The 20,223-nt window shown below is 47.1% G+C and carries 15 protein-coding genes and 3 tRNA genes; 9 read left to right on the top strand and 9 right to left on the bottom strand.

Features of this window, described 5'->3' with window-relative positions:
- Positions 1–59 precede the first annotated feature (59 nt).
- From NQ510_RS11755 to NQ510_RS11745, 3 genes are read left to right on the top strand one after another with little or no spacing between them, the layout of a single operon-like run.
- Positions 60–1,718 carry a long-chain fatty acid--CoA ligase gene (locus NQ510_RS11755; RefSeq protein ID WP_005828046.1) on the top strand — a complete coding sequence of 553 codons (1,659 nt, stop codon included), beginning with the start codon at positions 60–62 and terminating at the stop codon, positions 1,716–1,718.
- A 55-nt stretch (positions 1,719–1,773) separates the two neighbouring features.
- Positions 1,774–3,321, top strand: coding sequence for a sulfatase (locus NQ510_RS11750; protein WP_005828045.1), 1,548 nt, complete (start codon positions 1,774–1,776; stop codon positions 3,319–3,321).
- A gap of 8 nt (positions 3,322–3,329) precedes the next feature.
- A complete protein-coding gene (locus NQ510_RS11745; protein ID WP_005828044.1) occupies positions 3,330–4,616 on the top strand; it encodes an LA_2272 family surface repeat-containing protein in 1,287 nt (428 codons plus the stop codon).
- A 1-nt stretch (position 4,617) separates the two neighbouring features.
- Here the strand turns inward: NQ510_RS11745 and NQ510_RS11740 are convergent, their stop codons facing one another.
- From NQ510_RS11740 to NQ510_RS11700, 9 genes are all read right to left on the bottom strand, one after another.
- Positions 4,618–6,606 carry a fructose-1,6-bisphosphatase gene (locus tag NQ510_RS11740; RefSeq protein ID WP_005828043.1) on the bottom strand — a complete coding sequence of 663 codons (1,989 nt, stop codon included), beginning with the start codon at positions 6,604–6,606 and terminating at the stop codon, positions 4,618–4,620.
- Between the two features lie 54 nt (positions 6,607–6,660).
- Positions 6,661–8,331, bottom strand: a complete 1,671-nt coding sequence (locus NQ510_RS11735; RefSeq protein ID WP_005828042.1) for a putative transporter — start codon at positions 8,329–8,331, stop codon at positions 6,661–6,663.
- A 93-nt stretch (positions 8,332–8,424) separates the two neighbouring features.
- A complete protein-coding gene (locus NQ510_RS11730; protein ID WP_005828041.1) occupies positions 8,425–9,438 on the bottom strand; it encodes an inorganic phosphate transporter in 1,014 nt (337 codons plus the stop codon).
- 12 nt (positions 9,439–9,450) lie between these two features.
- Positions 9,451–10,098, bottom strand: coding sequence for a DUF47 domain-containing protein (locus NQ510_RS11725; RefSeq protein ID WP_005828040.1), 648 nt, complete (start codon positions 10,096–10,098; stop codon positions 9,451–9,453).
- Between the two features lie 28 nt (positions 10,099–10,126).
- On the bottom strand, positions 10,127–10,774 hold the full coding sequence (locus tag NQ510_RS11720) for a DedA family protein (protein WP_005828039.1): 648 nt from the start codon (positions 10,772–10,774) through the stop codon (positions 10,127–10,129).
- Positions 10,775–10,869: 95 nt separating this feature from the next.
- Entirely contained in the window at positions 10,870–11,283 is a 414-nt protein-coding gene (locus NQ510_RS11715) for a hypothetical protein (protein ID WP_005828038.1), read from the bottom strand.
- 99 nt (positions 11,284–11,382) lie between these two features.
- Positions 11,383–11,454: transfer RNA gene (locus tag NQ510_RS11710), tRNA-Glu, on the bottom strand.
- 15 nt (positions 11,455–11,469) lie between these two features.
- Positions 11,470–11,542: transfer RNA gene (locus NQ510_RS11705), tRNA-Lys, on the bottom strand.
- A gap of 3 nt (positions 11,543–11,545) precedes the next feature.
- A tRNA-Ser gene (locus NQ510_RS11700) sits at positions 11,546–11,635 on the bottom strand.
- 228 nt (positions 11,636–11,863) lie between these two features.
- Between NQ510_RS11700 and NQ510_RS11695 the strand changes: the two genes are divergently transcribed.
- From NQ510_RS11695 to NQ510_RS11670, 6 genes are all read left to right on the top strand, one after another.
- Positions 11,864–13,213 carry an MATE family efflux transporter gene (locus NQ510_RS11695; protein ID WP_005828037.1) on the top strand — a complete coding sequence of 450 codons (1,350 nt, stop codon included), beginning with the start codon at positions 11,864–11,866 and terminating at the stop codon, positions 13,211–13,213.
- Between the two features lie 87 nt (positions 13,214–13,300).
- Positions 13,301–13,885 (top strand): Crp/Fnr family transcriptional regulator, encoded by a 585-nt coding sequence (locus NQ510_RS11690; RefSeq protein WP_005828036.1) that lies wholly within the window; start codon positions 13,301–13,303, stop codon positions 13,883–13,885.
- Between the two features lie 144 nt (positions 13,886–14,029).
- Complete coding sequence (locus tag NQ510_RS11685; protein WP_034525571.1) at positions 14,030–14,956, top strand: tyrosine-type recombinase/integrase; 927 nt, start codon at positions 14,030–14,032, stop codon at positions 14,954–14,956.
- 503 nt (positions 14,957–15,459) lie between these two features.
- Positions 15,460–16,863, top strand: a complete 1,404-nt coding sequence (locus tag NQ510_RS11680) for an undecaprenyl-phosphate glucose phosphotransferase (protein WP_005828031.1) — start codon at positions 15,460–15,462, stop codon at positions 16,861–16,863.
- Positions 16,864–16,901: 38 nt separating this feature from the next.
- Positions 16,902–17,729, top strand: coding sequence for a polysaccharide biosynthesis/export family protein (locus NQ510_RS11675; RefSeq protein ID WP_016273479.1), 828 nt, complete (start codon positions 16,902–16,904; stop codon positions 17,727–17,729).
- Between the two features lie 16 nt (positions 17,730–17,745).
- Positions 17,746–20,139 (top strand): GumC family protein, encoded by a 2,394-nt coding sequence (locus tag NQ510_RS11670; protein WP_005828027.1) that lies wholly within the window; start codon positions 17,746–17,748, stop codon positions 20,137–20,139.
- The last annotated feature ends 84 nt before the right edge of the window (positions 20,140–20,223 follow it).

The raw sequence follows: 20,223 nt of genomic DNA, 5'->3' as shown, positions 1-20,223 counted from the left end.
CTTTCTATATATAAACCCTTATATTTGCACAATTTTCAACCAAATGTGCAATTAATATCATGGAACAAAGTTTTATCGCCTATATAGAGAATAGCATAAAGGAAAATTGGGATTTAGACGCTCTGACCGACTATAAGGGAGCAACCCTACAATATAAGGACGTAGCCCGCAAAATAGAAAAGCTGCATATCATTTTCGAGGCAAGCGGCATCAAGAAAGGCGATAAGATTGCCGTCTGTGGCCGCAACAGTTCCCACTGGGGCGTAACGTTCCTCGCAACATTGACCTACGGTGCGGTAATCGTCCCCATCCTTCACGAGTTCAAGGCAGACAATGTACACAACATCGTGAACCATTCCGAAGCCAAACTGCTTTTCGTAGGCGACCAGGTTTGGGAAAACCTCAACGAAAGTGCCATGCCGCTGCTGGAGGGCATCATGATGATGGCAGACTTCTACATTCTTGTCTCCCGCAGCGAAAAGTTGGACTATGCCCGCGAACATCTCAACGAAATGTTCGGTAAGAAATACCCCAAGAACTTCCGCAAGGAGCATGTCAGTTATCACAAGGACCAGCCCGACGAACTGGCGGTCATCAACTATACATCCGGCACCACCAGTTACTCCAAAGGAGTGATGCTGCCCTACCGCAGCCTTTGGTCAAACACCACTTTTGCTTTCGAAGTATTGCCGCTGAAAGCCGGTGACAAGATTGTCTCCATGCTGCCAATGGCACATATGTACGGACTTGCATTCGAGTTTCTGTATGAATTCGCCGTAGGTTGCCACATATTCTTCCTCACTCGTATGCCCAGCCCCAAAATCATTTTCCAGGCTTTCACCGAAGTGAAGCCTAACCTGATTGTGGCTGTTCCGCTCATTATCGAAAAGATTATAAAGAAGAGCGTACTGCCCAAGCTGGAAACTCCCGCCATGAAGCTGTTGCTGAAAGTACCCATCATCAATGACAAGATAAAGGCGACCGTACGCGAACAAATGATTCAAGCCTTTGGCGGAAACTTTGCAGAAATCATTGTAGGAGGAGCTGCCTTCAACCAGGAAGTGGAGCAGTTCTTAAAGATGATAGATTTCCCCTATACGGTAGGCTATGGAATGACGGAATGCGGCCCCATCATCTGTTACGAGGATTGGACCCGCTTCAAACCCGGTTCTTGCGGAAAGGCCGCACCGCGTATGGAGGTGAAAATCCTATCATCCGATCCCGAAAACATTCCGGGAGAGATTGTCTGCCGTGGTCCCAATGTCATGCTGGGTTACTACAAGAACGACGAGGCCACCGTACAGGTACTCGACAAAGACGGCTGGCTGCACACCGGAGACCTTGCCCTGATGGATGCCGAAGGCAACGTAAGCATCAAGGGACGCAGCAAGAACATGCTCCTTGGTCCGAGCGGTCAGAATATCTACCCGGAAGAGATAGAAGACAAACTGAACAATATGCCGTATGTAGCCGAAAGCATCATCGTGCAGCAGAATGAGAAACTGGTAGGTCTGGTTTACCCCGACTTCGATGATGCCTTTGCCCATGGGCTGAACAATGACGACATCGAACGCGTCATGGAGGAAAACCGTGTGGCACTGAATGCAGAACTGCCCGCATACAGCCAGATATTCAAAATGAAAATCTATCCTGAAGAATTTGAAAAAACGCCGAAGAAATCTATCAAACGCTTCTTGTATCAGGAGGCCAAAGGATAATGTAAAAAAACAATTAAACTACAACCTATCTAACCCTTTCTAAATTATTATCTAAATGAGAAACGAATTATTATTATCCGCCATGCTTCCGATATGCGGAATGGCGGGAGAAGCGTATGGCATGCCGCCTGGGGATGCCGTACCTGCTCCAAAAGAGCAGCCAAACATCATTCTGTTCCTAGTGGATGACATGGGATGGCAAGACACGTCCCTCCCCTTTTGGACACAGCGTACCAAGTACAACGATACGTACCATACTCCCAACATGGAACGGATGGCTACACAAGGCAAAATGTTTACGCAGGCCTATGCATGCAGCATCAGTTCACCTACGCGTGTCAGCCTTTTTACGGGAATGAATGCTGCCAGGCATCGAGTCACCAGTTGGACCCTCCGCAAGAACACTACCCATGAACAACCCGACTCGGTCATGATTTATCCGGAATGGAACGTTAACGGCATTTGTCAAGAGCCTGGCGTGGAACGGACCACACAAGTCACCTCCCTGGCCGAAGTGCTCAAAGACCATGGCTATCACACCATTCATTGCGGAAAAGCCCACTTCGGTGCTGAAGGCACTCCCGGAGCCGACCCGTTGAAAATGGGGTTTGAAGTGAACATAGCCGGACATGCTGCCGGTTCACCTGCCAGCTACTATGGCAAGGAGAATTTCGGCAACAAAACAGACGGTAAAAGCCCGCTGGCTGCCGTACCCGGTCTGGAGAAATATCATGGAACCGACACTTTCCTAAGTGAAGCCCTTACCATAGAGGCCATGAAGGCCCTGGACGATGCACAGCAGACTGACAAGCCATTCTTTCTGTACATGGCACACTATGCCATCCATACCCCTATACAACCTGACATGCGTTTCTACCAGAAGTACCTGGACAAAGGCCTTCCTCCGGTAGAAGCTGCCTATGCTACTCTCATTGAGGGTATGGACAAAAGTCTGGGAGACATTATGGATTATCTGGACAAGAACAACCTGACGGAAAACACTATCCTCATCTTCATGTCCGACAATGGCGGTTTGGCGGCCCATACCCGCGCCGGACAACTGCATGTCCAGAACTATCCGCTCAACAGTGGTAAAGGTTCCGCCTACGAAGGAGGCATACGTGAACCGATGATTGTCCGCTGGCCGGGCATCGTAGCGCCCCAAACCCAATGCGACCATTACCTGATGATAGAGGACTTCTTCCCCACCATCCTTGAGATGGCAGGCGTAGACAACTATACAACCGTACAGCAACGCGACGGCATCAGTTTCATGCCATTGCTCACCGGAAAAGGTAAAATGAAAGACCGTGATATCTACTGGCATTATCCCAATAGCTGGGGTCCTTCCGGCCCGGGCATCGGAGCCACTTGCTCCATCCGTTCGGGCGAGTGGAAGCTGGTGTATTATTTCGGTGACGGTAGACGGGAACTTTTCAACATCCCCGCCGACATCAGTGAAAAACATGATATGGCCCGAGAGAAGCCTGAAGTTGTCAAAGAGTTGTCACGGAAATTAAGTAATTACCTCCGGTCTGTGGATGCGCAGCGCCCTCTGTTGCGTGCCACCCGCCAACCAGCTCCCTGGCCGGACGAAATATAGAAAAAAGTATGAAACGAAACCTTTCCCTCCTCCTTGTGTCCCTGCTTTTTGCAGGGACAGCTCTTGCCCAAGAACATAATCCGGGCAGCGTACAGCCGGATACGATTCAGAAATCCTCCGAGAAATCTTTCCGGAAACAACGCTCTCCACGAACAGACCATGGCCCGGTAGGTATCAATATCTCCTTATGGAAAAACATCTCCACACAGCGGACTGATACCATAGGAAGCACCTGCTTCAATCTGGGTGTGTTCTCCTCCATGAACCGTCTGAATGGCCTCGGCATGAATATTCTTGGCAGTGTAACCGGCAGGGATGTGAACGGTGTACAGATGGCAGGTCTGTCAAATATGGTGGGGGGAAGCATGCGAGGCATGCAGATAGCAGGAATTACCAACATCAATGGCAACAGCCTTATCGGAGTATCCGTTTCGGGACTGGTAGGTATCACCGGAAACCATGCGCAAGGCGTCATCATTTCCGGTCTGGCAAACATCAGTGGGGACTATAATCGTGGCGCCTCCATAGGCGGCCTGTTGAATATCAGCGGAGAAGGTGCTTCCGGCATACACTTTGCCGGACTCGCCAATATTTCCGGTGGAAATTTCAAAGGATTTTCAGGGGCCGGCCTGCTAAGTGTAATCGGTGAAGACTTGAATGGCATGCAGATGTCCGCCCTTACTAACATCACCGCCGGAGATATGACCGGTGTTCAGGTTTCCGGCCTGGGCAATGTGGTGGGTGGTACAGCCCGAGGATTACAAATAGGCGCTGCCAATATGGCCATACGTGCCAAAGGGCTTCAAATAGGTCTATTCAACTACTACAAAGAAAAATTAGATGGTTTCCAGTTGGGATTAGTCAATGCCAATCCCCAAACAAAAGTTCAACTGATGTTTTTCGGTGGTAATGCCACCAAGCTGAATGTAGGTGCCCGTTTCAAGAACCGGCTCTTCTATACCATCCTCGGTGGCGGTACCCATTATCTGGATTTTGGCGATAAGTTTTCCGCTGCCCTCTTCTACCGTGCCGGTCTTGAATTACCGCTCTACAAACAGCTGTTCATCAGCGGAGATCTGGGATACCAACATATAGAAACCTTCAAGAACAAGGACTACGGCATTCCGGCACGTCTCTATGCCCTCCAGGCACGTGTCAATCTGGAATACCACCTGACCGAGCGCTTTGGCATATTCCTCACCGGCGGTTATGGCGGCAGCCGCTACTACACCCAAGGGAAAACCTATGACAAAGGCATCATTGTAGAGGGCGGGGTGACGATACTGAAATTATAAATTATTGTTTCTCCTTAATCAGCCCCGTCCTATACGCCACCAGCAGTTTCATCAAATCCTGAATCTGCGTAACGAGTTCACTTCCTTTATCCGTATCCTTCACCATCATACGCTGCGAATTGAATTCGACAACCAGGGTTGTAGACTTGATGTCTTGTCCTTCTTCAATGGCTTTCTGACGGCTCTGGAACGGCTCATGCTGCACCAACTGCAAGCCGTGGGAATGATATACCAGCGTATATCCCGCAATTCCCGTTTCCGGCTGATAGGCTTTTGAAAAACCACCGTCAATCACCAGCAGCTTACCATCCGCTTTGATGGGTTTCTCACCTTTAATGGTCTTTACCGGTACATGTCCGTTGATGATATGCGAATGTGGCCCCGGCTTCACGCCGAACTCTTCAAGAATGCGGTCACACACCTCAGCCTCGTTGCGCAAAGCATAGTAATGCCCTTTCGTCTCCTTATGCAATGTTTTGTCGGCCACAAAATAGCGTTCAAAGGTAGCCATCTTGTCTTTATCGAAGGAAGGGGCATCCGGTCCGCACCACATGTACCAGACATAATCCAGTGCAAACTGTTTCTCGTCCGAACCGTCCTCGTCAAAGTAAGCGGTACGTATCAGCTGGTCGGTCTTTTTCAGCAACTTACGTCCCCAGTATTCCTTTTGGCCGATGCGGACATGTTTAAAACTGCCGTCCGCATTCAGAGGCACGGAAGCATGATAAAGCAGGTTACTGTTGCACACCAGATACATGCCGCCATACGTAAACAAGCAGCGCATGTGCTTCTTCATCTTCTCGCTGTTCATGAAAGAAGAATGAATCCGGTGCATCAGTTCGCGCTCTTCGTCCGACAGACGATACGGGTCCGCCGGGTCTACGGTGGGGAAATTCACATCGCGCAACGGATATTCCTTGCCTTCGTATACAAACACACCACGCTCGAAATCCACCAGATGCAGCAGTTTCCGGTTCTCCATACCGAACTCAGGACGGCGGCTGATGATTTCCGCCTCCAGTTTCAACTGGATAACCGTAATCGCCTTGTGCATCTGTGTAATCAGCCGCAAGGTCTTCTCATTGTATTCCGCATCGGCAAAGTTCATTTTCGGCGCAAAGATGGTGCAAGGGTCATCCGCATAGGTATCCATGGCAAACGTTGCAAGCGGCAACAGATTGATGCCATAACCATCCTCCAGCGTTGCTAAATTGGCATAGCGCATCGACATACGGATTACGTTGGCTATACAAGCATCATTACCCGATGCGGCACCCATCCACAGAATATCGTGGTTACCCCATTGGATGTCGAAATTATGATAATCACAGAGAGTATCCATGATAATATGCGCACCCGGTCCGCGGTCGTATATATCGCCCACGATATGCAGCGAGTCGATGGTCAAGCGCTGGATAAGGTTGCACATCGCCACAATAAAATCATCCGCACGCTTCGTAGAGATAATGGTACTGATTATGACATTGATATAGGCATGTTTGTTAGGTTCGATGCTCGATTCGTGCAACAGCTCTTGAATGATATACGAGAACTCTGCTGGAAGTGCCTTGCGTACTTTCGAACGGGTATATTTGGACGAAACGTTCTGGCATACTTTTACCAACTGGTTCAGTGTTATCAAATACCAGTCATCCAGGTCCGTTTCCTGCTCCTTGATAAGTTGCAGCTTCTCTTCCGGATAATAAATTAACGTACAGATTTCCTTCTTCTCACTTTCGCGCAGTGTATGCCCGAATATTTCGTTCACCTTACGTTTCACTGCCCCCGATGCATTCTTCAGCACATGCTGAAAAGCCTCATACTCGCCATGAATATCCGTCAGAAAATGCTCTGTACCTTTCGGCAGATTCAGAATGGCCTCCAGATTGATGATTTCTGTACTGGCATCAGCAATGGTAGGAAAACTGCGTGATAATAATTGCAAATAACGCAAGTCATTGACAATACTTTCCGGAGTTATATTTCCCATAGTTATTTAATTGATAGTTGATAATTGACAGTTGATAATATCCCTCATTCTTCATTATCCATTAATGAAGAACATGAGCAGCACTTGGGCTATGATTACCCGTAGAAACATGCACAGCGGATAAACCGTAGCATAAGCTACAGACGGATTGTCTCCCGGAATGGTGTCGTTGGCGTAGTTCAGCGCCATGGGGTTTGCCATGCTTCCGCACAGCATACCCGCCATTGTTCCGAAATCTATCTTCAGCCACTTGAAGGTAACGATACCCATAATCAATACCGGAACCACAGTCAACGCAAAACCCGTAGCAATCCATAACAGCCCTTCCGGCCGGAATACCGTATCGAAGAAATGGGCACCCGCATCCAGTCCCAGGCAAGCCAGGTAAAGAGACAATCCCAATGCACGGAGCATCAGGTTCGCACTGCGCGTAGTATAAGTCACCATGTGCATCCTCGGACCGAATGTCCCGATAAGAATACCTACGATGATAGGGCCTCCTGCCAATCCGAGCCGCACGGGAGCGCTGATGCCGGGAATGGAAATAGGAATTGCTCCCAAAGCCAGACCGATGACAATGCCGATAAATACCGCCACCAAGTTCGGTTCCTTCAGGCTTTTCACAGCATTGCCCAGCACCTTCTCCACATTTTGTATAGCAGCGGCTTCGCCCACTACGGTCAGGCGGTCACCCAATTGCAAGGTCAGTTCCGCTGTGGCCAGCAGCTGCACGCCGCTACGATAAACCCGGCTGATATTGATACCGTAATGATTACGCAGATGGAGAGAACCCAGCTTCTTGCCGTTCAACTCCGGGCGCGTCACCACGATACGTTGCGAAATCAACTGGCTGTCTATGGCATTCCAGTCTATATCTTCCTTGTTCCAATCAGTATGCTCCTGCTCGCCGAAAAGCACAGTCAGAGCCGGCGTATTTTTCTCCGAGGTAATCACCAGCAGGCGGTCACCTTCCTTTATAATCTTTTCCGAGGTAGGAATACTCACATTCCCATCCCGCCACAAGCGGGAAATCACGAACTTCGGATAGCTGTTCAGCCCGCCTATTTCCTTGATACTCTTGTTGAAGATGGCAGGATTGTGCACCTGGAACGCAACAATGTAAGGCTTGTTCACGTCATCCTTCTCTTTCAATTCCAGGTCTTCCTTATGCGCCAGCGTCTTACGGATGAACAGTACGGCCAGAATGACCCCTACCACCCCCAGCGGATATGCCACCGCACACCCCAAAGCAGGGGTACTGGACTCCAATCCCATCTGTTTCAATGTCTGCTGTGCCGCACCGAGTGCCGGTGTGTTTGTCGTGGCACCGCAAAGTATGCCCACCATATCCGGCAGGGATACTCCCAACCCATAGCTGCCCAGTACAGTCAGCAGGGTGCCGATAAGCACTACACCCGTGGCGAGCATATTCAGTTGTACCCCTCCTTTACGGAAAGAGCTGAAAAAACCCGGTCCCACCTGCAAACCCAAAGCATACACAAATATCACCAGCCCGAAGCTTTCCGCATAATTCAGCATCTGCGGGTCTATGGACAACCCGAAATGCCCGGCAATGATGCCGGCAAAGAATACAAACGTCACTCCCAATGAAATGCCGCAAACATGTATCTTCCCCAATCCCAATCCGATAGCGGAAATCAGTGAGAGTACCACAACCGCCTGCAAGGCGGAGTGCTCGACGAATAAACTATATAGCCAGTCCAATGTGCATTCTATTTTACAGTTTCAGGCTGCAAAGATAGTGCAAACCTCATGCAAAATAAAACGAACCCGTCTATTTTTTATGCGGCAGCACTTCTAAAAAAGGGATACGATACAATAAATCCCTGCTGCCAGCAAAGCACTGACGGGGATAGTCAGCACCCAAGCGGTCATCAGACTCTTCGTAACTCCCCAACGCACAGCCGAAAGCCGCTTCGTGGCCCCTACTCCGATAATAGCTCCCGTAATGGTGTGTGTCGTACTTACCGGAATCTTCAGATACTCCGTCAGATAAAGCGTAAACGCACCGGCAGTTTCCGCAATCACCCCTTCCAGTGGCGTCACCTTCGTAATCTTAGTCCCCATGGTCTTCACAATCTTCCACCCGCCGGACATGGTACCGAGTGAAATGGCCGTAAAACAAGAGAATGCCACCCAGTCCGGCAGGTCATCAATACTGTTTATCCCCATTCCCAGTCCTTCCGAATGTCCGGCTATCATAGCCGCAGCAATGATACCCATTACCTTCTGTGAATCATTCAGACCGTGCCCGATGCTGAACAAAGCCGAAGACACCAGCTGCAGTTTCTTGAACCACACCTCGGCCGTATGGGGATGCGCCCTGCGGCAAATGTACAAGACCAACAACGTAAAACCGAATGCCACCACCATACCAATCAAGGGAGCCAGAAAAATGAATGCCGCAATCTTCAGAATGATACTCAACTGGATGGCCTCAAAACCGTGTGCCATGATGGCAGCTCCGGCAAAACCTCCGATAAGCGTGTGCGAAGAAGAGGAAGGGATTCCCTTCCACCAAGTGAACAGATTCCAGGCAATAGCCGCAATCACGCCGGCCAGAATGATAGGCAAAGTAATGTAAGGCTCCATCACCGTTTTCGATACGGTGTTGGCAATGCCGAAACCGCCGATGACACACTTGGCGATGAAAAAGGCCACAAAATTGAAGAAAGCCGCCCATATCACCGCCTGAAACGGTGTAAGCACTTTGGTAGACACAATGGTGGCAATAGAATTGGCCGCATCATGAAAACCGTTGATATAATCGAATATCAGAGCCAGTACAATGATAATCACTAATAGTTCCATGCGTCCGTTCGTTTATGCGTATTTCACAATCAGGCTCCTCAAAATCTTGCCCACGTGTTCGGCTGCGTCCGTCGTTTTTTCCAACTCATACATAATCTCCTTGATTTTGATGAGTTCAATGCAGTCCTTCTCTTCTTCAAAAAGCCTGGTGATGAAAAATTCATAAATATCATCTGCCCGGTTTTCTATGTCATGCAGCTGGTTGCAATATGCGCGCAGCTTATCCGGACTCTTGCGGAATGCCTCCAGTTCATCCATGGCCTGGCCGATGAGGGCCGCTTCTTGTTGAACCATATGTCCCAGCTCTTTCCCCTTGTCCGAAATAGGATGCGGATTATAGATAGTGATACGCTTGGCACAGCTGTTTATTCCATCAATCACATCATCCATGCCCGAAGCCAGGTCATGGATATCCTCCCGGTCAAAAGGAGTAATGAAAGTAGTGCCCAGTTCATCCAGAATCAGATTGGTCAGCTTATCGCCCTCGCGCTCCAAATCTTTGATTCGTTTATAATCTTCCGCCCTCTTCTCAGGCGAGTCATGGCCCAATATTTCTATCAACAGAGCCGACGAGGACAATAAAATCTCAGACAATTGCTTCAGCAAAGGAAAGAATTTCGGTTCTTTCGGTGTGAACCGGCTAAAAAAAGAATTCTTCATAATGGATAAATGTACTAAGTATATTAATTTATTTTTGTTTTCGTTGTTTCAGTCTTGCACGCAGCACTTCTACCACGGCCGGCAGTATGGAAACCACAATAATGGCCACAATCAGCAGTTTGAGGTTCTCTTGTACAAACGGAAGGTCACCGAAGAAATAACCCGCATAACAGAAGATGGCAATCCAGCAGGCGCCCCCAATCAGGTTGTACAGCATGAAGTAATAGTAATGCATCTTACCCATCCCCGCCACGAATGGCGCAAACGTACGGACGATAGGCACAAAACGGGCTATGATAATTGTCTTGCCTCCATACTTCTTATAGAACTCATGGGTCTTGTCGAGATGGCTTTGCTTGAATATTCTGGAATCGGGATTATTGAAGAGCCTTTGCCCGAAGAAATGCCCTATCATGTAGTTGCAAGAGTCGCCCAATACCGCGGCAACAAACAATATCAAAGCCAGCACATTGACCTCGAGAGGCATGTCGGGCAGTGCGGCAATAGCTCCCGCCACAAAAAGCAGGGAATCGCCCGGCAGGAAAGGTGTGACCACCAGCCCCGTTTCGCAGAAAATAATCAGAAACAATATGGCATACGCCCACATATGATATTCCTGCACTATATCAATCATATACTGATCGATATGGAGAATAAAATCTAATAGAAAATCCATTATATATTGATTATCAGTACTTAAAAAATAGAGAAAAACTCGGCATGGGGAGACGGGCAATCTCTCTGGCTCCCGAAAGAGAGGAAGGGAAAGTACTAAATAAGAATACGCCTCAGCGTATATACATAATATCTATATGAAATCTTATGGGGATGGAAAGTAAAGGGGAAAGAAGTTGTCTTTTCTTCCGGGAGCAGAGTTTTCAGGGTTCTCGCAACCTTGGCGGCAATGAAGTCCGGATTAAGCCTCAACAATTTCGAGCAAGAGGCATGCCGTAATGAGAAGGTATTTCCTATGCAACCGGCATCTGCCAGGCAATTATAATTCGCGTCCTCCCCTTTTTCCTGGCATTGTCTGCCATCTGCCCCCGACAAGCTGTGCTGGGCTCCGGAGAAATAATGCACATCCGCAGTAGGGAGTGTCTTACATCCCTCCATATCATCAGAAACGGAAGTGAACTTCGATATGAGGAACAACCCTAACAAGATATAGAATATACATTTCGCCATAGCGGGTGCAAATATAGAAACTATTTTCGGATTACAACAGAAAAATGAAAAACAAAAAGCGGTTAACCGTTTCATCAGTCAACCGCTTTCTTGTTTTTGTAGTGGGTACGAGAATCGAACTCGTATACCATGCGTGAGAGGCATGTATCCTAACCGTTAGATGAACCCACCCTCGCATTTGTCTTGTACACCCTCAGGGATTCGAACCCTGGACCCACTGATTAAGAGTCAGTTGCTCTACCAACTGAGCTAAGAGTGCATCTGGCGGAAGCTGGGGGATTCGAACCCCCGGTACGGTTACCCGTACGTCAGTTTAGCAAACTGGTGGTTTCAGCCACTCACCCAAACTTCCTTTTTTATAACCAGCATTCTTTTCAAATGCGGTGCAAATGTAGGGCAAACTTTTGGACTGTGCAAATCTTTCCTACATATTTTTTTCACCGTTTTCATACAATTTGAGATAACACGTTAACACTCAAACCCTAAAACAAGAAAAAAAATTTGATACATATCAAACCGTCCTTTTCAACCTTTCCTTATCTTTGCGCGATTTTTAAAGTATAGTGCACATACACGGACAATGATACAACAAGAAAGCCTAAAAAAGCGGCTTGCCAAGCTGGCCGCCCCCATTTTTATAGAGACACTTCTCATCATGATGCTCGGTGCGGTGGACACCATCATGCTGAGCCGCCACTCGGACAACAGTGTTGCCGCCGTAGGGGTAGTCAACCAAATTATCATGCTCACTTTCCTCGTTTTCGAAGTCATCAACCTCGGAACGTCCGTTCTGTGTTCCCAGTATCTCGGTGCGAAACTACACAAGAAAGTAGTGCAAGTAGTCGGCGTATCCATCCTCGTCAACCTGGCGGTAGGTATCACGGTCAGCCTGGTACTGTTCTCCTGCGCCCATCCCATCCTCCGGCTGATGGGGCTCACCGCTGAACTGATGCAGGACGGCATGGACTATATGCGTATCGTAGGCGCTTTCGCCTTCTTCCAGGCACTATCCCTCACCCTCTCCGCCTCCCTGCGCAGTGCCAACAAGGCCATCTACCCGATGATGGTCACCGTCGTAGTCAATATCCTCAATATCATCGGCAACTACTCCCTCATCTTCGGCCGCTTCGGCTTTCCGGAACTGGGCGTGGAAGGCGCCGCCATCTCCACAGCCTTCAGCCGGGGTGTCTCCATGATTATACTGTTCGTCATACTGTTCCGCAAGCACATCCACCGTTTCCCACCGGCATACTTCCGCCCTTTTCCATGGATAGAACTAAAGAACCTGATGAAGGTAGGCCTGCCCTCCGCCGGCGAACAATTGTCGTACAGCTCGTCGCAAGTCGTCATCACCTACTTCATCAACATGCTGGGAGTGGAAGCGCTCGCCACCCGTACCTATTGTGTCAACATCATCATGTTCGCTTATCTGTTCAGCATCTCCATGGCACAAGGCGGAGCCATCTGTATCGGGCATCTGATAGGCGAGAAGAAACCTCACGCAGCCTTCCTTATGGGAAAATACGTCATGAAGAAATCCGTCATGATTACCGTCATGCTGTCCTGCATCCTCGCTCTTTCGGGGCATGCCATCTTTGGCTGGCTCACGTCCAACCCCGACATCATACGTATGGGTGCCACCATCCTTATCATAGATGTACTCCTCGAAATAGGCCGCCCCATCAACATCTTCGCCACCAACGCCCTTCGTGCGGCAGGAGATGTCAACTACCCCTTCTACGTAGGGTTGGTGGTGCAGTGGAGTGTAGCTGTAGGTGTGGGATACCTTTTCGGCTTCCCCTTCGGCTGGGGTATCTGCGGCATGTGGGTAGCCTTCCTGTTGGACGAGAATATCCGCGGCTTCATTTTCGTCCGCCGCTGGTATGGCATGAAATGGGTAAACAAAAGCTTCATCCGGAATTGTTTTTAATTCCAAAAGTCCTATCTTTGCTCCCCGAAAGCAGAAGCGGACCGAACTTTACCGGTCTTGCTTACTGAACAAATAAATCATGGTCTTATGGATGCACTATTGAAAGAAACCGTAGATGCCGCTATCAACTCCCGCTATCCAGGCATGGCTCCCGAGGGAAGAAGGTTGATAGAGGAAATCCTCATTCGCAAGGAAGTAGAAAAGGGCGCATTATTACTCAATGAAGGGCAGATAAGCCATAATATCGTATTTGTAGGAAAAGGCATGTTGCGCCAATTCTATTATAAAAACGGTAAAGACGTCACCGAACACTTTTCCTATGAAGGCTGCATCATCATCTGCATAGAAAGTACCTTGAAGCAGGAACCCACCCACCTCATGATTGAGGCACTCGAACCGAGTGTCGTATACCTGCTGCCATACAACAAGCTGCTGACACTTACCGAAATCTCATGGGAAATAAACATGTTCTATCGGAAGATTCTGGAATATTCCCTGATTGTTTCACAGATAAAGGCTGACTCCTGGCGGTTTGAGACTGCACGCGAGCGCTATAACCAGCTCATGGAACATCAGCCCGAAGTCATCAAGCGGGCTCCTTTGTCGCACATTGCGTCCTATCTGCTGATGACCCCCGAAACACTGAGTCGGGTACGTTCGGGCATACTGTAACCCTCCTCCTGTCTGCCCGGAGAATACATATCTGAATTTATATAGAAATTTTACCATTTCTCCCCTAAGCGTGCATTGATTGCCATACAATCATTTCATGCTCAAGGTTGTTTTATATGTATTTAAAATATTAAAATTCAGATTATGAATACTATACATAATTTTTCCGCTTCCCTGATACAGCGGACAAAACAAGCCGGACGATACAGTACATCCGGTATATATACCAGTACAGTGAACAGCTTTTTCCGCTTCGTCGGCCACCGTTCCATCACTTTTGCAGAGCTTACCCCCAGCCTCATCAAGCAATACGAAGACCGGCTGCTCGGTGAAGGACGGCGCCATAATACCATATCCACCTATATGCGTATGCTCCGTTCCATCTCTCACCAAGCTGCCGAACAAGGCATTCCATTCACACACAGTATAGACGATTTGTTCGCCTATGTATTCACCGGTTATGAGCCTACCGCCAAACGGGCCATCTCTCCTTTACTAATCCGGCGCTTGGTAAATCTTGATTTGGAGAAGAAACCCGCCTTGCGTTTCAGCCGCGACATGTTTCTGTTAAGTTTTTACTTACGAGGCATTCCGTTCGTAGACCTTGTACATCTCCGCAAAACGGATGTCAAGCACAATACCATTTATTATTACCGTCATAAGACCCGTCAGCAATTGTCCGTACATATAGAGTCGTATGCCGCACAGATTATAAATAGGTATAAGAACGAAGCCGCCTCTTCCCCCTATTTGCTACCGATATTATCACTGACCGGGGAAGATGGTTACAGACAATACAAAAGTGCTTTACGGCTCTACAACCAACATTTACACACACTTTCGAAGATGTTACGGTTAAGCATTCCATTAACATCTTATGTAGCCCGCCATAGCTGGGCCACCACTGCCAAAGACGAAGGAGTGGCCATTTCTGTGATTAGTGAAAGCTTAGGACATACTTCTGAAAAGGTAACTCACGTTTACCTTGCTTCTTTTGACAACAATGCGATGAGTAAAGCAAATAAAAAAGTGATTGCAACAATCCATCCAAACAAAAAGAAAAAGCCCTAAAAACTAGAATTTGTAAAAGTATTCCTATTTGTATAGGAGTACTTTTATTATCCAATTTTATTCTCTTACTTACAAGGTAAGAGAATATGTTTTGTGGCTGCAAAGATATGAAAAAGATTACTACAATCGCAAAAAAATAGATTTATTTTTTAATTCATATTTATCTCATATATAGATATAAGACACATTGCAGCCACTTGTATTTCAGTCTTATATATTTACATAAACGCCCCCATTTTGAATTCAAAAATTAAATTTAATTATGAGATAAAATATCGTTTTACATTTTAATTACATATATAGTCTTTTAATGTAAAATACCTTTTAATGGCTGGTTTATAAGATTATTCTCCAAATAAAATACCACCTCTTACCTTGTAAGTAAGAGAGTATTGGTATCCATTACCTTGTAAGTAAGAGAATTATTAAACAAACAAGAATGAACAGTTTTTTCTCTTTCAATACCATTGAGAAAGAAAAAAGCTATTGAATTAGTGTGAATTATGAAACAAGTTCTCCATTTCAATAAAGTGATTAAGTTCGTCATTATCTTTGGTGACTTATGCTTACTGAACATCATTTTCATCTCGCTATATCACATTTTTGACTACCAAACACTGGGCAATGAATTTACACATTCATTGTCCCAGCTATTGGTATTATTGAATCTAGTCTATCTACTTTGCAATTACTCCAATGGCGTCGTACTGCATGAACGTATTGTACGTCCGGAACGCATTGTACGTCGGGCTCTCCGTAATACAACTTTTCACGCCACGCTGTTCATCAGCTTGGCTACTTTAGCAGATATCGGTACCAGTTCACTCCGTTTTTTTACATGCTTTTATAGTATTTTCTTTATCTGCCTCGCTATATATCGTCTTCTTTTCCGGTATTTACTGAAAAAATATCGAGAACATGGAGGTAACTCACGTACCGTCATTTTAATCGGCAGTAACAAAAACATGACAGAACTCTATCAAGAAATGACCGGAGATCCCACCACGGGCTTCCGCATTACCGGCTATTTCTGTGATGTACCTTCTGATGATTTTCCCGAAGATGTCCCCTATTTAGGGCAGCCTAAAGAAGTTGTCACTTATTTACAGCAACACCATATAGAACAAGTCTATTGCTGCTTGCCTTCTGCACGTAGCCATGAAATACTTCCAATCATCAATTATTGCGAAAATCACTTGATTCGTTTCTATAGTGTACCTAATATTCGCAATTACCTGCATCGTCGCATGCACTTCGAGATGTTTGGCAATATCCCCGTACTCACTATCCGCGAGGAACCTTTGGCACAAATGGAAAATCGCCTGCTGAAAAGAGCCTTCGACCTCTTTTTCTCCCTCGTTTTTCTGTGTACAGTATTCCCCTTCGTCTACATCATCATAGGTACCGCTATCAAGCTATCCTCCCCCGGTCCTATCTTCTTCAAACAAAAACGAAGCGGAGAGAATGGAAATGAATTCTGGTGTTACAAATTCCGTTCGATGCGTGTCAACATAGACAGTGACGAACTACAAGCCACCGCCAATGACCCGCGCAAAACAAAAATCGGAGATTTCATCCGTAAAGCCAGCATTGACGAACTTCCCCAATTTATCAATGTGTTACTAGGGCAAATGTCCGTTGTAGGGCCACGCCCCCATATGCTGAAACACACTGAAGAATATTCACGCCTTATCGACAAATATATGGTCAGACATCTGGTAAAGCCCGGCATCACCGGTTGGGCCCAAGTCACCGGCTACCGTGGTGAGACCAAAGAACTCTGGCAAATGGAAGGACGTGTACAGCGCGATGTATGGTATCTGGAACACTGGACTTTTCTATTGGATTTATACATTATATACAAGACAATCAGAAACGCCATTCAAGGCGAGAAAGAAGCGTATTGAGAATTAAAATTGAAAATCAAAAATTAAAAGGAGCAGTAATGAAAAACAAGAAAAGTATAGCCATCTTGATGGCGGCAATTACATTGGCAAGCTGCCAATCTTACAAAAAAGTACCTTATCTACAAAGTTACGAATCACTTACAGATAAGAGTTATAAGGAAATCGTCATCAATGAAGTCAACCAGCAGGATACCCTCTACGATGCGCGTATCCAACCTAAAGACTTGCTGAATATCACCATAAACACCACTGATCCGCAAGCTGCCGCACCGTTCAACCTGACCATGCAGACCTATAATAACATAGCACAATCCAATGCCAGCACTACATCGCAACCAGCTCTGCAACAATATCTCGTAGACAATGCAGGTGAGATAGACTTCCCCGTGATAGGCAGACTGCAAGTAGGCGGCTTAACTAAAAATGCAGCCGAGAACCTTATCCGTGAACAGCTTCGTCCTTATCTCAAAGAAATACCTATTGTCACTGTACGTATGTCCAACTACAAAATTTCTGTCCTCGGTGAAGTGAACAGTCCCGGAACTTTCACTATCAATAATGAGAAAGTGAATATTTTCGAGGCGCTTGCCATGGCAGGCGACATGACCATTTACGGTATACGAAACAACGTCAAGCTCATCCGCGAAGACTGTAACGGCCAGCGAAATGTCATCAGCCTAAACTTGAACGAGCAGAATATTCTTCATTCTCCCTACTACTACATGCAGCAGAATGATATCCTTTATATAGCTCCAAATAAAACCAAGGCAAAGAGTGCAAGCGTCAGTAACAGTACCACTATCTGGGTTTCTGTGATAACTTCCCTTGTTTCACTCGCAAGTCTGATTGTCAACATTGTAAGATAATTTTAATCCTCAAAAAATGAAAGAAGATTTATACGATGACCTTTTAAACGAAAAAGAGGAAAAAACAGATTTCCAAGCCCTCTTTTTCAAATACATCATTCATTGGCCCTGGTTTGTGGCAAGCGTATTGATATGCACTGGCCTGGCCTTTGCTTATCTCCGTTACCAAATACCCGTCTACGAAGTGTCATCTTCTATCCTAATTAAAGAAGACGACAAGAAAAGTACCAACAATGCACTGTCTGCCATGCAGGATTTTGGTATGCTTTCCATGACCAGCAACTTTGACAATGAGCTGGAAATTCTGAAATCAAGGACACTCATCAAGAAAGTCGTGTCACGTCTGAACCTTTATACTAACATCGCCATCGAACAATCTTTCGGCTACGATGTTCCACTTTACAAAAACTCCCCTCTTGATGTGTTCATGACCGCCGAGGAAGCTGACAAACTGGAAGGGAACATTCGGCTGGAACTGATATACTCCCCTACCGGCCAACTGATTGTCACAGCCTTTTATATACAAAACGGAGACAAGCAAGAAACGACCAAATCTTTCGACGAACTACCTGCCATTCTACCACTCCCGGTAGGTGTCATCACCATTTCGCACAATGATTCATCGCCTGCTCCGCAAGAGCCCGTCAATCTGAAGGCTATCATCAGTACCCCCACTGCCGCAGCAGCAGGCTATAGGGCAGGTCTGACCGTAGCCCCTATATCCAATACCAGTACCATTGCCACCATCAGTGTACAAAACACCCATATACAACGAGCCTCCGATTTCACCCAAGAACTGATAATACTCTATAATCAGGACACCAACACCGAAAAGAATGAAGTGGCCCAGAAAAGCGCCGACTTCATCGAGGAACGTATCAGCATCATCAACCACGAACTGGGCACCACAGAAACCGAACTGGCGGAATTCAAGCAACGCGCCGGACTGACCGACATCAGCAGCGACGCGCAGCTTGCCCTTCAGGAAAGTTCCAAGTATGAACAGCAATATGCAGAGAACGCCACCCAAATCAACCTCGTGAACTATCTGCGCGACTACATCAACAATCCTGCAAACAACGACGAGATCATCCCTGCCAACGTAGGACTGAGCGACATGAACCTGACCTCCGCCATAGACAAGTACAACAATCTCATCGTGGAGCGTAAGCGCCTGCTACGTACCTCCTCCGAAAGCAATCCCGCCATCATCAATCTGAACACGGGGATCGAGGCCATGCGCCACAATGTGAAAACCACCGTAAACAGTGTTTTGAAAGGCCTGCAAATCACCCGGAGCAACATCGACCGACAGTCGCGCAAGTACGAAAGCCGCATCAGCAACGCCCCCAAGCAGGAGCAGGAGTTCATGAGTATCGCACGCCAGCAGGAAATCAAGGCCACCCTCTACATCATGCTGCTGCAGAAACGCGAGGAAAACGCCATCACACTGGCTGCAACCGCTAACAATGGACGCATTATCGAAGAACCCATGCCTGCCGGCATCGTTTCTCCCCAAGGCAAAAAAATCTATATGATTACCTTTGTCATCGGCATCGGCATTCCCTTGGGCATCATTTTCCTATTGAACCTGCTCCGTTTCCGCATTGAAGGGCATACCGATGTGGAAAAGCTCACAAAGGTTCCCATTATCGGTGACATCCCCCTTACCGGTTCAAACAAGCATGAAGAGTCTGCCATTGCCGTACGCGAAGACGACAACGACATCATGACGGAAACCTTCCGCAGCCTGCGCACCAACCTGCTCTTCATGATGGGCGATCCGGATAAGAAAGTCGTCCTGGTTACCTCCACCATAAGCGGTGAAGGCAAGACTTTCATAGCTTCCAACCTCGCCCTCAGTCTGGCGCTGCTCGGCAAAAAGGTCATTCTGGTAGGATTGGATATACGCAAACCGGGATTGAACAAGTTGTTCCATCTTTCACACAAAGAAAAAGGAATCACCCAATACCTTGTCGCCCCCAAATCCACAGACCTTCATGCGCTGATACAGCCTTCCGGCATAACTTCCAACCTCGACCTGCTATTGGGCGGTCCCATCCCACCCAATCCTACGGAACTACTGGCACGCCAGTCACTGGAAGACACCATCAGTACATTACGCAAAGAATATGACTATATCGTACTGGATACAGCCCCTATCGGCATGGTGACCGACACGCTCATCCTTTCGCGCGTAGCGGACGCCAGCATCTACGTCTGTCGTGCAGATTATACGCATAAGACCGATTACCAGCTCATCAACGAGCTTCAGGAGCATCATCGTCTCCCCAACTTATGCACAGTAGTCAACGGAATCGATATGAAGAAGAAAAAATACGGTTATTACTACGGCTATGGTAAATACGGAAAGTATTACGGCTACGGTAAGAAATACGGATACAGTTGAGTTAGCGACTAGCTATTAAGAGTTGAGAGTAAATAATCGAGTGTCTAATTTTTAATTTCTAATTTCTAATTTCTAATTTTTAAT

The sequence above is a fragment of the Bacteroides uniformis genome (assembly GCF_025147485.1).
In the GTDB taxonomy this organism is placed as follows: domain Bacteria; phylum Bacteroidota; class Bacteroidia; order Bacteroidales; family Bacteroidaceae; genus Bacteroides; species Bacteroides uniformis.
This window is presented reverse-complemented; position numbering and strand designations above follow the sequence as displayed.